This window comes from Leptolyngbya sp. O-77 (assembly GCF_001548395.1).
Classification (GTDB): Bacteria; Cyanobacteriota; Cyanobacteriia; order Elainellales; family Elainellaceae; genus Thermoleptolyngbya.
The window spans coordinates 3,911,330-3,925,137 of the sequence record NZ_AP017367.1; the positions used below are offsets into that span (position 1 = coordinate 3,911,330).

The 13,808-nt window shown below is 56.4% G+C and carries 13 protein-coding genes; 7 read left to right on the plus strand and 6 right to left on the minus strand.

The window, feature by feature from the left end:
* Positions 1 to 2 precede the first annotated feature (2 nt).
* A complete protein-coding gene (mrdA, locus tag O77CONTIG1_RS16560; RefSeq protein ID WP_068512710.1) occupies positions 3 to 1,823 on the plus strand; it encodes a penicillin-binding protein 2 in 1,821 nt (606 codons plus the stop codon).
* A 307-nt stretch (positions 1,824 to 2,130) separates the two neighbouring features.
* Positions 2,131 to 3,654, plus strand: a complete 1,524-nt coding sequence (locus O77CONTIG1_RS16565) for a flavin monoamine oxidase family protein (protein ID WP_068512712.1) — start codon at positions 2,131 to 2,133, stop codon at positions 3,652 to 3,654.
* A 128-nt stretch (positions 3,655 to 3,782) separates the two neighbouring features.
* Here the strand turns inward: O77CONTIG1_RS16565 and O77CONTIG1_RS24745 are convergent, their stop codons facing one another.
* Together O77CONTIG1_RS24745 and O77CONTIG1_RS16570 are read right to left on the minus strand one after the other, a co-directional pair.
* Entirely contained in the window at positions 3,783 to 3,923 is a 141-nt protein-coding gene (locus O77CONTIG1_RS24745) for a hypothetical protein (protein WP_156435375.1), read from the minus strand.
* A 283-nt stretch (positions 3,924 to 4,206) separates the two neighbouring features.
* Entirely contained in the window at positions 4,207 to 4,575 is a 369-nt protein-coding gene (locus tag O77CONTIG1_RS16570; protein ID WP_068512714.1) for a single-stranded DNA-binding protein, read from the minus strand.
* 949 nt (positions 4,576 to 5,524) lie between these two features.
* Here O77CONTIG1_RS16570 and O77CONTIG1_RS16575 point away from each other — a divergent pair.
* From O77CONTIG1_RS16575 to O77CONTIG1_RS16595, 5 genes are all read left to right on the plus strand, one after another.
* The gene (locus O77CONTIG1_RS16575) at positions 5,525 to 6,532 is read left to right on the plus strand and encodes a rod shape-determining protein (protein WP_068512718.1); all 1,008 of its coding nucleotides are present in this window, start codon (positions 5,525 to 5,527) and stop codon (positions 6,530 to 6,532) included.
* A gap of 142 nt (positions 6,533 to 6,674) precedes the next feature.
* Positions 6,675 to 7,475, plus strand: coding sequence for a rod shape-determining protein MreC (gene mreC / locus O77CONTIG1_RS16580; protein WP_068512719.1), 801 nt, complete (start codon positions 6,675 to 6,677; stop codon positions 7,473 to 7,475).
* 17 nt (positions 7,476 to 7,492) lie between these two features.
* Entirely contained in the window at positions 7,493 to 8,068 is a 576-nt protein-coding gene (gene mreD / locus O77CONTIG1_RS16585; RefSeq protein ID WP_068512721.1) for a rod shape-determining protein MreD, read from the plus strand.
* 319 nt (positions 8,069 to 8,387) lie between these two features.
* Positions 8,388 to 8,819 carry a hypothetical protein gene (locus O77CONTIG1_RS16590; protein WP_156435377.1) on the plus strand — a complete coding sequence of 144 codons (432 nt, stop codon included), beginning with the start codon at positions 8,388 to 8,390 and terminating at the stop codon, positions 8,817 to 8,819.
* 259 nt (positions 8,820 to 9,078) lie between these two features.
* Positions 9,079 to 9,702: a Uma2 family endonuclease gene (locus O77CONTIG1_RS16595; protein WP_068512732.1), complete on the plus strand. Its 624-nt coding sequence runs from the start codon at positions 9,079 to 9,081 to the stop codon at positions 9,700 to 9,702.
* Between the two features lie 44 nt (positions 9,703 to 9,746).
* Here the strand turns inward: O77CONTIG1_RS16595 and O77CONTIG1_RS16600 are convergent, their stop codons facing one another.
* The 4 genes from O77CONTIG1_RS16600 to ftsY all read right to left on the minus strand — a co-directional run bounded on the left by O77CONTIG1_RS16600 (position 9,747) and on the right by ftsY (position 13,661).
* Positions 9,747 to 10,505, minus strand: a complete 759-nt coding sequence (locus tag O77CONTIG1_RS16600; RefSeq protein WP_068512734.1) for a 16S rRNA (uracil(1498)-N(3))-methyltransferase — start codon at positions 10,503 to 10,505, stop codon at positions 9,747 to 9,749.
* Between the two features lie 54 nt (positions 10,506 to 10,559).
* On the minus strand, positions 10,560 to 11,261 hold the full coding sequence (locus O77CONTIG1_RS16605; RefSeq protein ID WP_068512739.1) for a cupin domain-containing protein: 702 nt from the start codon (positions 11,259 to 11,261) through the stop codon (positions 10,560 to 10,562).
* 179 nt (positions 11,262 to 11,440) lie between these two features.
* Entirely contained in the window at positions 11,441 to 12,022 is a 582-nt protein-coding gene (locus O77CONTIG1_RS16610) for a sigma-70 family RNA polymerase sigma factor (RefSeq protein ID WP_068512741.1), read from the minus strand.
* Positions 12,023 to 12,092: 70 nt separating this feature from the next.
* On the minus strand, positions 12,093 to 13,661 hold the full coding sequence (ftsY, locus tag O77CONTIG1_RS16615; RefSeq protein WP_068512743.1) for a signal recognition particle-docking protein FtsY: 1,569 nt from the start codon (positions 13,659 to 13,661) through the stop codon (positions 12,093 to 12,095).
* Between the last annotated feature and the right edge of the window lie 147 nt (positions 13,662 to 13,808).

Genomic DNA, 13,808 nt, shown 5'->3' on the forward strand with positions numbered 1-13,808 from the left:
TTATGACGCTGACGCAAAATCCGCCAACCGTGCGGCAACCAACGGGCCGCACCGTGGGCAAGTCCTACCAGTCGCTGGTGGTGATGCTCACCGTCACCGTCGCTCTGCTGGGAGGCATTGGCACTCGCCTGGCCTATCTGCAACTGGTCGAAGGGCAATACAATCGGCAACTGGCAGACGACAACCGCGTGCGGCTGATTCCCCGACAGCCGGAGCGGGGGCGAATCCTCGACCGCAAAGGGCGGACACTAGCAGGGAGCCGTCTTTCCTACGCAGTGTTTCTCTGGCCGATTGCCAATCGCCAGTCCAACTGGCGACCGATTGTGAAGCGATTATCCACAATCCTTAACATTCCTGAAGAGAATATCCAGAAGCGGCTGGATCAGGCCGGCTACAGTTCGCCAGAACTGCTCCGCATTGCTCGTGGCATCAGCCCCGCCCAGGTGACGGCGCTGGCCGAGTTTAGCCAGCAGATGCCGGGGGTGCAGGTACAGGCGGAGGCGGTGCGCTACTATCCGCATGGCGATTTGGCGGCCCATGTCCTGGGCTATACCGGGGAGCTGTCGGACGAAGAACTGGAGCGACGGCGCGAAGAGGGCTATCGTCTGGGGGATGTCGTGGGGCAGATGGGCGTGGAGGCAGCGTTCGAGCGGCAGCTTCGAGGACAGTGGGGCGGGCAGCAGGTCGAGGTGGACGGGATGGGCCATGTGCTGCGGGTGCTGGGCGAAAAGTCGGCACGGGCGGGCAATACCGTGACGCTGACGCTGGATCTGGATTTGCAAAAGGCGGCGGAAACGGTGCTGGGCGATCGCAGAGGGGCGATCGTCGCCCTCGATCCACGCAACGGAGCTGTGCTGGCACTCGTCAGCCGTCCTGCCTTTGACCCCAATCTGTTTTCTACCCACATTACCGATGCTCAGTGGCAGGAGCTTCAGAGCAAGTCCTATCCGTTTGTCAACCGGGCGCTCCAGGGCTATCCACCTGCCAGCACCTTTAAGATTGTCACTACTACGGCAGCGATTGAATCGGGGCGCTATTCCCCCAGCACCGTTCTCGGTACGCGCCCCTACATCGAAGTCGGCGGCATCAAGTTTTGGGACTGGAACAATGCAGGCTTTGGCCCGCTGGATTTTCGCGGAGCCATGGCCTGGAGCAGCGACACGTTTTTCTATCAGACTGCGATGGGCATGGGCCACGAACCGCTGATTGAGTGGACACGGCGCTACGGCTTTGGACGGAAAACAGGCATTGAGCTGGCCGCTGAAGAATCGGCGGGACTAGTGCCTGATCCGGACTGGAAGCGCGAAAACCTGGATGAAGAGTGGTTCATCGGCGACACCATCAATATGTCCATTGGTCAGGGCTACATGCAGGCTTCGCCGCTCCAGGTGGCAGTGATGTTCGCTGTGCCCGCGAATGGCGGTGATTTGGTGCGTCCTCATTTGCTAAAAGACCAGGAAGCGAGCCGCTCTTGGCGGACACCAATTGGTCTAAGTCCCACCACGCTGAGAATTTTGCAAGATGGGCTGCGGCGGGTGGTTAGTAGCGGCACGGGTAAGGTGATGAACACGCCCAGTCTGCCGCCCAATGCGGGTAAAACGGGCACAGCCGAAGACCCGCCGCGCAAATCCCACGCCTGGTACGGCGGCTATGCTCCGCTGGATAATCCAGAAATTGTCGTGGTGGCGTTTGTCGAGAACTCCCCGGAGGGCGGCGGCGGCAAGGTGGCTGCGCCGATGGTGAAGCAGGTGTTGGAAACCTATTTCAACAACACCCAGCCTGATAGTCAGGCTGCGCCCCAGGGTGGGGTTGTGTCTGATTAGGTTGATGTTAGGTTGGTGCTTTTAGGTATAACGTGCGCTTCTATGCGGGGGCGCGTGGGGATGGCGATCGCCCATCAGGTTTACACCCGTTCGCTAAAAAAAGCGCTAGCGTGACGATTGGGGATGCAGGATGGCAAGGTGTAGCGCCCGTGAGAAGCCGCTACTGTCACTCTAGATAACGGCTGGCTTTTGAGCCGGGGGCCTGTTCCCAGTCTTTCTCAGTTTTTCGTTTTGTATGTCTAGAAGTCGATTAATTACGCTTTTTCGTCGAGCTTATCGAATTTCGCAATGGTCTGAGCAAACACAAATGTCTCTGCCCGAAGCGGCGGGATGGCTGGATGCACACTTGTCGCGGCGGCGCGTGTTGCAGGCAGGCGCGGTGCTGGGTGGCACGCTGGGGCTGAGCGGTTGGCGGATGGAAGACTTGGTGGGGGGCGATCGCCCTCATGCCTCTGGGCAGTCTGCTCGCTCTAGAGCAAACCCATCGCCTGTGCTGATTGTGGGCGCAGGCGTGGCAGGATTAACGGCTGCCTATCGCCTCCAGCAGGCGGGTGTGCCGTTTGAGCTAGTCGAAGCCAGTGCCCGCATCGGCGGTCGGCTGCGGACGGTGCGAAACCCGGATGGACTACCAGGAACCGTGGAACTGGGTGGCGAATTTATCGACACGCGCCATACCCACGTCCGCGCTCTGGCCGCAGAATTGGGTCTGGAATTGTCTGACCTGAGGGCGGCCGATGCAGGGCTAGAGCCGGAGGTGCTGTATTTTCAGGGGCAAAAGGTGAGCCATGAGGCAGTGGTGGAGCGGTTTGCACCCCTCGCCAAACGAATCACGCAGGACTTGCTGGCGATGGGGCGAGGCATCACCTATCGCCAGCATAATGACCACGCCGCCCAGCTCGATCGGCTGTCGCTGGCAGAATATCTGGATGCGGCAGAGATTGACCCGGTGATTCACCAACTGGTGCGGGTGGCTTACATCACCGAATTTGGGCGAGACGCAGAAGACATGTCCTGCTTGAACATGCTCTATCTGATCGGGACAGAGGTGGGGCAGTGGAGCACCTACGGCGACAGCGACGAGCGTTGGCATGTGGTCGGCGGCAACCAGTCGATTCCTGAAGCGCTGGCCAAGCGGGTAGAGGGGGCGATCGCCCTCAACACTTCTCTGGAATCCATCCGCCTTGCCCCCGATGGGCGCTATCGCGTCAGCCTGCGACAAGACGGCAACAGTATCGAGCGCAGCTACGAGAAGGTGCTGCTAGCAGTGCCATTTTCGGTGCTCCGACAGGTGGAACTCGCGATAGACCTGCCGCCCGTGAAGCGAAAGGCGATCGCCGAGTTGGGCTATGGCACCAGCAGCAAGCTAGCCGTTCCCTTCCGGGAGCGGATCTGGCGTACCCGCTACGGCTCTACCATTAGCGTCTACACCGATCTGGATTTTCAAAATACCTGGGAGAGCGCCCGCTACTCGCCGGGGCCAAGCGCCTGGGTAACAGACCTGCGGGCGGGACGACAGGGCGTATTGCTGGCGGCCGATAGCCCCGCCACCCACGCCAAGGCGCTCGCCGCTGATCTAGACCAGATCTTTCCAGGCATTGCTGAAGTGCAACAAGGGCGATCGCTCCGGGCAATTTGGGCGGCCGAACCCCACGCGCTGGGGTCTTATTCCTGCTATCGGCCCGGGCAGTGGACGGCGATCGCCGGAGCCGAAATCGAGCGCGTGGGCAATCTCTGGTTCGCAGGGGAACACTGCTCTCTAGAATCCCAGGGCTATATGAACGGCGCAGTAGAGACGGCTGAAATCGCTGCCCGCAGCATTCTTCAGACCTAAAAGTTTTAGGCGTAAAAGCTGCCAAGACTGGCTAATTTCATCAGAAACCCTGGCAAAATTCCAATCTTCTGCCAGGGTTTTTTATCGGTTATATCGCAGCTACATCACAGCGGTGCGATCGCCCAAACCTAGTCGCCGCCGCCACCCGACCCAACGCAGCGAGTTCCGTTCAAAGGGCAAGTGCTGGTTCCTCTGCGAGCAAACGCCGCTGGGGCAACGGCGGTAGACAGCACCAGCGCAAACAGCGCCATGAGAACAATCCGTTTCATCGAGAACCTCCTTGATGTTAGTCAATCTGTGGAAGGTTCCGGCCTGCCATTGGCAAGGCTTGGGAGTCCTTTCCGAGATAACTCACATCTTGGCGGCTCTGGCTGAGGGGAACCTGAAACAGCACTGAGTGCCCCAGAACCCTTTTGTGAGGAAACTGAAGCGACCGTGAGAATATTCCGAACCTTTGGGAGAAAGCTCAAGGGCACACGCAACAGGTGAGCTTTTGTCCAAGGGGCGATCGCCCCTTGCTAAAACTCAAACCGCGCTGTCTAGAATTCATTCCTAGAACTCATCGTCGGCATATCCGCCAGAGGCTGCTGCCGCCTCATTGTCTCGTTTAGATCCCAGCAAATCTAACCGATCTACTCGGATTACAGGCGCAGAGCGATCGGCTCCAGTGGTTCGATCTTTCCAATATTCAAATTTCAGGGAACCTGTAACCCCGATCAGGCTGCCTTTGCGGACATAGTTTGCAGCTACTTCAGCGTTTCGACCCCAAATTTCCAGCTTAAACCAGTCTGGCTCATCGCTATTTTTTCTGCGACGATCGACTGCAAGATTGATATTGCAGACCACGCTGCCCGACTCGAAATACTTTACATCCGGATCACGACCCGCTCGACCCACCAGGGTAACGACGTTTAAGCTCATAGGACATTCCCCAAACTTAAAATCAAAACTTTGGAAACAGAAATTAAAGCCAGATACGCAGAAAACTGAATCGATCAATCCTTTCAAAACTAATTCCTAAAAAATTGAGAGGAATGATTAGAATTGCATATCGCTTCAGATAGTATACCTGTCCTATTCTAACAGGATCTCGCCAGATTTTGAGGCGGTTGCTCCCCTAATTGCCGCACTATTCTGCCCAAACTTTTTCGCTTTAGCAAGCGCCGGACACACCGTCGAATTGGCATCGGTTGGCGATCGCACTGTTGGCGATCGCCCCCATCCATCCACCTTCCGGCAATCTTCCTGGTATCTTGCGCCACAGGGGTCAGTTTTGCGGTATCGTGAGCGGGGTGCAATCTGTCAGGGTCCAATGACCGGATCAAGCTGGGAGATAGCAACAGGATGTTAGCGGCTGACCTTCAAGCAGGGGCGATCGCCCTCATTCACTCAGTCAGCCCAAACTCGATCAGCATCTTAGGCATATTCCGACTAGACGGTTGACAAAAATCGTAATACAATCCCATCGACGGAGTTGGAATGCTTTGCTTGAGTCTCTTCCATACTCATAGGTTTTTGGAATCAGGTTGAAACTCTGAGATATTGTTTGGAGACATTAATTTTGAGGGCATCGGCTTAGCAGCATAGGGCAGATGGAGTGAGCTTAAGGCATAACGAATCCGGTCAGCATTGATAGCAAAGCTGCTTTTCAAAAGCAAAGTGGCTTTCTGAAAAGGGGAGTCCGGTTCATCGAGCAGCATCTGCAAGTTTACCCCTGAGCATCGTCATCACCTCAGAATCGTTAACCAGGTGCCAGCCAAGGGTCTTACCTGAGTTATCGGGACATTTAGAGCGATCGCAGTAGTGTTTTTGTAACTAGGAGCTTGTTAGGCTAGTGGGACTTTTTAACCGCTTCTCGTTGTCACGCGACATGGGTATCGACCTGGGCACCGCAAACACCCTGGTCTACGTTTCGGGTCGGGGCATTGTGCTTCAAGAACCATCAGTAGTAGCCATTGACCAAAACGAGAAAGTACCCCTAGCCGTTGGCGAAGATGCCAAAAAAATGCTGGGGCGGACACCCGGAAACGTGATGGCGCTGCGTCCCCTGCGAGATGGGGTGATTGCAGACTTTGACACAGCTGAGCTCATGCTCAAGCACTTCATCCGCCGCGTCCATGAAGGTCGGACGCTCGTTTCCCCCCGGATTGTGATCGGCATTCCCAGTGGCGTGACGGGCGTTGAGCGTCGGGCTGTGATGGAAGCTGCGTCCCAGGCGGGGGCTCGAGATGTTTATCTGATTGATGAACCCGTGGCAGCCGCCATTGGGGCTGGCTTGCCCGTGGCAGAGCCGACTGGAAACATGATTATCGACATCGGCGGCGGCACCACCGAGGTCGCAGTGCTGAGCTTGCAGGGCACGGTGCTGAGCGAATCGGTGCGGGTCGCTGGCGACGAGCTAAGCGAGGCTATTTCCCAGTACATGAAAAAGGTTCACAACCTGGTGATTGGGGAACGCACAGCAGAGGAAATCAAAATCACGGTCGGCTCCGCCTATCCAACAGACCACCATGACGACATCATCATGGACGTTCGAGGGCTGCACTTGCTATCTGGACTGCCCCGTACCGTTTCGGTGAAAGCGCCAGAGATCCGTGAAGCGATGGCAGAACCCCTGTCGGTCATCATCGAAGCCGTTAAGCGCACGCTGGAGCGCACCCCTCCCGAGCTGGCGGCAGATATCATCGATCGGGGTATCATGCTGGCAGGGGGAGGAGCCTTGCTGCGCGGGCTAGATACCCTGATCAGCCATGAGACAGGAATTGTGGTTCACGTTGCAGCGGATCCGCTGAGTTGCGTAGTGTTGGGCACTGGGCGTGTTCTAGAAAACTTCAAGCAGCTTGAGCGGGTCTTTAGCGGACACTCTCGCAATATGTAGCGTAAGGCTGTATACCTTACAGGTATTCCGAATTGGTGTTCTGAGCGAGTATTTCCAGTTTTCGTGGGGACTCCTCTCAGGGTCCATATCAGGTATCTCAGGACTTGTGTGAAGCGCTGGCGGTGAGGATTGAGCGCAGCTAATGTACGTACTGCGTCGATGGTGGGGGAAGAATGGGTTGCGGCTGGGGCTAGCAGTGCTGGCTCTCAGCACTGCATGGATGCTCAGGCAAACCCAGGGTGCATTTGTGCTGGAGCTATATCGAGCGATCAGCGCTCCGTTTCAGGCTAAAGGCCCGACTCGCGCTGAAATCCTGGATAACGCCCAGGTGCAGGAGTTGCAGCAGCGCTTGATTGAGCTAGAAAGCCAAAACCGCCGACTTCAAGAGTTGTTGAACTACAATGCAACGCAGCCACAACCAGGGATTGCGGCTCCGATTATTGGGCGCAGCGCCGACCACTGGTGGCAGCAGGTGACTCTGGGGCGGGGCCGGCGAGACGGGGTAAAAGTTGGCTCTATTGTCTCCGGAACGGGCGGGCTAGTTGGGCGGGTGGTACAGGTGACGGCGAATACGAGCCGCGTGCTGTTAGTCAGTGACCCCACAAGTCGTATCGGCGTGACGGTTAGCCGTTCTCGCTTTATGGGCTATATGCGGGGGCAGTCGGGTAACCGAGCGGTGATGGAGTTTTTTGAGAAGGTGCCGGATGTGAAGCCGGGGGATGTGGTGTCTACGTCGTCGTTTAGCCAGTTGTTCCCGCCGGGGCTACCGGTCGGGCGTGTTGAATCAATAGACTTTAGCAAAAGCCCAGCTCCAGAGGCGATTGTTGAGCTATCGGCCCCGATTAGCACATTGGACTGGGTATTGGTTGCGCCTAATCCAAAACCTGCTGCAACTGAACCGCCCCCGCCGCCCTCGCCTTTACCAGATTCAACCTTGCCCTGATTTTATGCCTGATTGCCATGAATGATTTGCTGCTTCTGAGTCCCTATTTGAGGCAGGCGCTGAATGTACTGGTGACGGCTGGCTCGGTTTTGGCGTGTTTGCTCATCTTGCCAACCCGGTTTGTGGGCATGGAACTGCTGGGGGTGGGGCCGAACTGGCTGCTGATCTGGGTTGTGGCCTGGAGTATCAAGCGATCGCCCTGGCAGGGTGCGATCGCCGGAATTGCACTGGGACTGCTGCAAGACGGCATGACAGCGGCCAATCCAACCCACACGCTGAGTCTCGCGCTGGTCGGCATTCTCACGGCGCTTATTCAAAAGCAGCGCTACATCCAGGAAGACTTTATTTCAGTGGCGCTGATCGTGTTCGGCATGGCGGTCATTGCAGAAACCGTGACCGCGTTTCAATTTATGCTTCAAGACCTGCGGATGCCTGATCGCCTCTCCTCGCGCACGCTTTCAGAAATTTGGAACTATCATCAGCAGATTGCCCTCTGCTCTGCTATTCTCAGTAGCCTCTGGGCTCCGGCACTGTATTACCCGCTGAATCGCTGGTGGCAGCGAGTGAGTCTGGCGGATCAATTCCAGGCCTAGAGAGGAACTGGGGCGTTATCACTGATCCACGGTGTCTAAAATTTTTTGATCAACTTGGTCAACAACGCATCTCTCGATGCCCATTGACAGGGATAATAGGGATTAGCTGAAATCTTGCTCAGTCTGGCTTCCAGAGAAAGCTCTAAGTACTTTTACTCAAAGCTGATAAGCTAAGCGACCGGAGCAGGACTTTCAGCTAGAAGATTAGATGACGAGCGAGAGGATGTAGGGTTTTCCTGCATTTTCTGGACGAAAAAAGCTTTTGCGAACACCTAGACGCATTGAACACACAGACGCATTTCTTGGAGCGATCGCAACAATGGGTTTAATTAAGAAACTACTTGGGGGACTGTTCTCGTTATTGAGTGGGCTGGGCAAGCTGCTGGGCTTGGGCAAGTCTTCAGAATATTTTCTAGAGGCTGAGCCTTCTAATAGTGCTGCTCCTGCAGCTCCGGTAGCGGCTGCCCCTGCGACAACCGAAGTGCCTGCGGCTGCCCCTGCACCTGCGGCGGCTGTGGCTGCGGTTGCGCCTCCTACAACGGATATCACGTCTAATGGCAAGGCTCCCGCGGCTCCGGCACCTGCGGCTGCCCCGGCTGCCAAGCCTGCACCTGAGGCTGCGCCTGCGGCTGACCAAACCTTTGCGCCGAATTTTGTGGTGTTGAGCAGCAGCCGGAGCGGCCGTCGTCGTCCTGGTCCTAGCCTCAATCCGTTCCTGGACATGGCGCGTCAGGTCAGACCCCAGGGCTAGGGCTGGTTTTTGCTTAGGTCTTGGCTAGATTTTTTGAGATTAGATTAAATTTTTGGCTGGATTGGAAGCTGCTGTTGAAGGGTTCAACGGCAGCTTTTTGTTTAGCTTTTTGTCTTGAAATTTGATCTTGTGCCAAGTTTTTGGAATTCTCGCGGGCGCGGCTCCTAGCCATCATGCAGATGCATAAGTTCTATTCTCTCTGTGTAAATCCTGTTTAAGCTAGAGGTAGCCAACTCACTGAAACCAGAGATAAGTCGCGATGGTTGCAATTGTCAAAAAGCCCCTTACCTTTGAGGAATTTCTCAACTGGGATGATGGCTCCGGCAGGTCCTTTGAGTTGGTGAATGGAGTTGCGATGCCCCTCAGCGAACCAACTGCGAAACATGAGGATGTCGTGGAGGGATTATGTCGTCTTTTGGTTGATCATTGCCAATCGCTCAAGCTGCCCTACGTACCTCGCCAGGGCAAACAAGTAAGGCTTGTCGCCAGGTCCGGTGAACCTCAATCCAGCCGCAAGGCAGATATCGTCGTGTTTGCCAAAGAAGAATGGGACAGAATGCGTGAAAGTTCTGCCCCGGCTGCGGCGTATATTCCACCGCCTCTGGTGATTGAAGTGGTTAGCACCAACTGGCGCGATGACTATCGAATTAAACTGAATGAGTACGAAACCTTGGGAATTTTAGAGTATTGGATTGTGGATTATGCAGGGCTGGGCGGTGTGCAGTATATCGGCTCTCCCAAGCAGCCAACCATCACAGTTAATTCCCTGATTGATGGGGAATACCAGGCGCAGCAATACCAGGGCGAAACCTCGATTGTGTCGCCGACGTTTCCGCAGTTACAGTTGGCGATCGCCCAGATTATTGCCATGACTGAAACGTAGGATTCATTCACCCGACTTTGTATCAACTCAACCAATCAAAAAAATTAGCCGCTGGAAGACGTGTCTTGCTCCAGGGCCGCTGCAAGGATTGACAGCGCGGCCGCAGGTGCGGTGGTGGCTCGCAGCACGCGCCGCCCCAGCGACACGACTCGATAGCCTACGGCGATCGCCCTGTCGATTTCGGCATTCGTCCAGCCGCCTTCTGGGCCAATAGCGATCGCAATCGGTTTTGTTGATGGGGATGCGCTATGCGCTGATAGGAGGATACTGAGCAAATGGGGGCGATCGCCCCTTGCTTCGCACAGATAAGCGTCATAGGTTCCCGCATTCCAAACGTTTAGCGCCTCGCTCCAGGGCTGTGGATCGAAGATCGTTGGCACAAACTGGCGTTCGGATTGCTCAGCGGCCTCTTGGGCAATGCGCCGCCAGCGGTCGAGCTTTTGGGGACTGGGATGGAGCAGCGTGCGATCGCTCAAAATCGGCACAATCTGCGCTGCGCCTAGTTCCGTTGCTTGGCGGACGACATCGTCCATGCCCTGACCCTTGAGCATGGACATCAGCAGCGCGACAGAGCGTGGCAGTTCCGTTGCTGCAATCGGGGTTTGTTCCTCCAAAATTTGCATCTGGTCGGGCGGCTCGACCGAAACCAGCCAGCAGTGCCCCAGACCGTCCATTGCCAGAAGGCGATCGCCCCCCTGAAGCCGCAACACCCGCCATAAATAGTGCTGCTGCTCTGGCGTAAGCCAGATATCAGACCCGCTGATTTGGGCGGGTGCAATGGTAAGCCGCTGAAGCTGGGACACAGGGGATGCAGCAGGAATCAGGGATTGGCAAATTAGCGCTCGAACACCTATCGCCTAGCGCATTTGAAGCTGAAAATACTCATCGTCTAGCGAAGTCCGCACCAAAAACATGCAGCCCCCCACCGTTTCAGATGGCTCATGCACCGTTCCCTGGCGAGAGCGAATATAGTCCCCCGCGCCGTATACTTCACCATCGATCCTCAAGTCTCCATCGAGCATGTAAATCTCTTCGGGAGCTGCATGACGATGAATCGGATAGACTGCACCCGGTTCTGCCTTGAGCAGTGCGGTTACTTCTCGCTTTGCCAGATCTACGTAGAGCGGCGCAACGGAAACGCCAGGAACCCGGTAGGGCTGCCAGTCGAGGTCGCGGCCGCGCACCGTCAGTCGGTTGCCGCTAGAAAACTGGCGCATCAATATCCGTGCGGCTGCGACTGCCTCTCGCATCTGGCGGAACGAAAAAGCAGCGAGGGGTTCTGCGGCTGGCGGAGGAGCGGCTTCGGACAGGCTTGAGCCAGCAGGCTGAACCGCGTCCTGATGGAGGCGCTGAAACAGTCGATCTTTTAAGTCGGCAGCGGGCGACATCCAATCCAAACTGTAGGGCAGCGTTGCCACAGTTTCTTCCAGTTCGGCCATTTCGGTAGCCAGTTCTGGACATTCTTCTAGATAGTCGTTGATTTGCTGAAGACCAGTCTCGTCGAGCAACCCCAGGGCATACAGCGCGGTCAGGTCACACAAGCAAGGGGCGTGATCCATAGTTACTACTGTCGTCATTTCTTCATCCTAGCTCGTGGATTGGATAGGTAGTCTGAAACCCCCAAACCAGTTGTTCAATGCTGATCCAATATCTCCCCCAGTGGCTTTTTAGGCATTTTGCGCTTTGCATCTGCGCTGGTTAAGCCGTGGGCTTTACAAAGAACCCTCATAGAGATCAATCACTCCAGCCAGTCGAGCGCTTCAAGTGCTTGCCGGAGCTTGTTCAAACCCAGACGGATGCGCGTTTTCACTGTTCCCAGGGATTTCCCCGTCTTGGCTGCGATTTCTACATGAGTTAGCCCTTGATAGTAGGCTAGCTCGATTACCTCCCGTTGTTCTGTGGGCAATCGCTGCATTGCTGCCAACACGCGATCGCGCCGTTCATTTATTAATACGTCTTCCGTTGGGTCTGAGATCTGTGTCTGGGAGACTGTTTTTGCGGCTTCGGTAGAAGACTCGACAGCTTTGCTAACCCGCTGGAGCGATCGCAGTCGGTCGAGCGAGCGGCTGCGGGTCAGCATAAACAGCCATGCGTCTACCCGGCCGCGCTGGGGATCATAGCGTTTTGCCAGCTTCCACACCTGGCTAAACACATCCAGCACAATTTCCTCTGCTTCTTCGACTGATCCCAAAATCCGAAACGCTAGGGAATACAGCACTCGCGCATAGCGATCGTACAGGGTCGAGAGAGCAGATTGATCCTGCTGGGCAATACGGGCCAACAGGTGGGATTCCTCGGAGGTTGAGGGCTGAGAGGTCATGAGTCAGGATTTGGGGGGGCAAATTGGTCTGTATCCCAGACTAAGACATGTGAGTCTAGACCAGTCCAGACTAGCCGCTCAACAGTGCTTCAACAAATTCATAGCTGGAGAAGGGGCGCAAATCTTCGATGCCTTCGCCTGCGCCGATAAAGCGAATGGGCAACCCCAACTGCTGCACTACCGCCAGGGCAATGCCGCCTTTGGCTGTGCCATCTAGCTTGGTTAACACGACCCCGCTTAGCTGGGCAGCGTCCGAGAAGACTTCTGCCTGACGCAAACCGTTTTGCCCCAGGGTAGAGTCCAGCACCAGCAGCGACTCGACACGCGCATCCGGCGCTTTTTTGTCGATGATGCGGCGAACTTTGGCGAGTTCATCCATCAGGTTTTTCTTGTTTTGCAGCCGGCCGGCTGTGTCAATGAGCAGCAGTTCAGTGCCTCGTGCCTGGGCAGCCGTGATTGCGTCGAATACAACGGCTGCGGGGTCGGTATTTTTGCCAGGGTTGGCGATGACTTCTACGTTGCTGCGATCGCCCCACACTTTCACCTGCTGCACGGCGGCGGCTCGGAAGGTGTCGGCTGCGCCAATCAGGGTTTTGTAGCCCGATTTTTGGGCGATGTGGGCGATTTTGCCGATGGTTGTGGTTTTGCCTGCGCCGTTGACCCCTGTGATGAGCCAGATGTTCAGGGTATCCTTCTCTGGGGCAAAGGTGGGGCTAATAGGCTTGCCGCCGGGGTTGTCGAGCATGTCTCGCAGGATTTGTTTGAGGTAGGCGATCGCCGCTTCGGGGGGCAGAGATTCCTGGCGTAGTTTGTCCTGCAAGCGCTCGATAATCAGATCTGTTGCTTCCACGCCCACATCTGCCTGGAGCAACAGCGACTCGATCTCCATCACCGCGTCCTGGTTGAGCGGCCCCTGACCCACGATCGCCCGCAGTTGGTTCACCAAGCTGCGCCGCGTCTTGTCGAGGCCCTGGCGCAGCCGCTTCAGCCAGGTGATTTCCTCTAGGTCTACTTGGTCGGCCCGGCGGCCCTGGGAGGCTAGCACCTGCGCCGACCAGAGAAAGCTTTCATCCAGGGGGAGATCTGGCTCTGGGGCTGAGTCCGTTGGGCTAGCTGCTTCAGGAGCCAGTTTTTCAGCTTCCGCTGCTGCTTCAGCCGCTTCTGCTTTGAGTTGCTCCAAGCGGGCCTGACGCTCGGCCTCAGCCTGTGCCCAAAAGGGGAGCGGGGGCGCAGCCGTCTCTGGCGCGGTTTCTGGCGCGGTTTCTGGCAGGGTTTCTGGCGCGGCAGCCGTCGATAGTCCGCTGGGCGCTACTGCTTCGGCGGGTTTCAATGCGGTTTCTCTGGCAGCAGCCGATTGGGCCGCCCCTAACGCTGCTTCGTCCGTCGTAGCGGGTTCTGTTTCTGGCTCTATGGCAGTTGCGGGCGCAGTGACCACAGCGGCTTCTTGCTGGCGCTTTTGAATATTTTTGTAGGCAGACTTGGCCCAGGCGAGATAGTCTTGGGCGATTGCCGCTTCACCCGCAGCAGCATCGGCAGACGCTTGCGACTCTGGCGCTGGGGCAGCGTCTTTCTGTGGCTCTGGCTCTGCCTCGGCGGGCTGGTTTTCGTATTGACGGTTGAACCAATTAAACGACGACATAGGGAGGGTCGGGGAGTTAGGGATATTGCTCTGGATCAGGAGCAAACGCCCAAGAGCGCCTGGAGCCGCTGCATCCAGATTTCCGCTTCATCTAGCTTATAGTGCTTGCGTCTTTCCTGGTGAAGAGATTTCCGCCAGCCTGGGACA

Coding starts and splice junctions, on each gene's coding strand:
- mrdA (WP_068512710.1), top strand. CDS start 3: ATGACGCTGACGCAAAATCCGCCAACCGTGCGGCAACCAACGGGCCGC.
- O77CONTIG1_RS16565 (WP_068512712.1), top strand. CDS start 2,131: ATGTCTCTGCCCGAAGCGGCGGGATGGCTGGATGCACACTTGTCGCGG.
- O77CONTIG1_RS24745 (WP_156435375.1), bottom strand. CDS start 3,923: ATGAAACGGATTGTTCTCATGGCGCTGTTTGCGCTGGTGCTGTCTACC.
- O77CONTIG1_RS16570 (WP_068512714.1), bottom strand. CDS start 4,575: ATGAGCTTAAACGTCGTTACCCTGGTGGGTCGAGCGGGTCGTGATCCG.
- O77CONTIG1_RS16575 (WP_068512718.1), top strand. CDS start 5,525: ATGGGTATCGACCTGGGCACCGCAAACACCCTGGTCTACGTTTCGGGT.
- mreC (WP_068512719.1), top strand. CDS start 6,675: ATGTACGTACTGCGTCGATGGTGGGGGAAGAATGGGTTGCGGCTGGGG.
- mreD (WP_068512721.1), top strand. CDS start 7,493: ATGAATGATTTGCTGCTTCTGAGTCCCTATTTGAGGCAGGCGCTGAAT.
- O77CONTIG1_RS16590 (WP_156435377.1), top strand. CDS start 8,388: ATGGGTTTAATTAAGAAACTACTTGGGGGACTGTTCTCGTTATTGAGT.
- O77CONTIG1_RS16595 (WP_068512732.1), top strand. CDS start 9,079: ATGGTTGCAATTGTCAAAAAGCCCCTTACCTTTGAGGAATTTCTCAAC.
- O77CONTIG1_RS16605 (WP_068512739.1), bottom strand. CDS start 11,261: ATGGATCACGCCCCTTGCTTGTGTGACCTGACCGCGCTGTATGCCCTG.
- O77CONTIG1_RS16610 (WP_068512741.1), bottom strand. CDS start 12,022: ATGACCTCTCAGCCCTCAACCTCCGAGGAATCCCACCTGTTGGCCCGT.
- ftsY (WP_068512743.1), bottom strand. CDS start 13,661: ATGTCGTCGTTTAATTGGTTCAACCGTCAATACGAAAACCAGCCCGCC.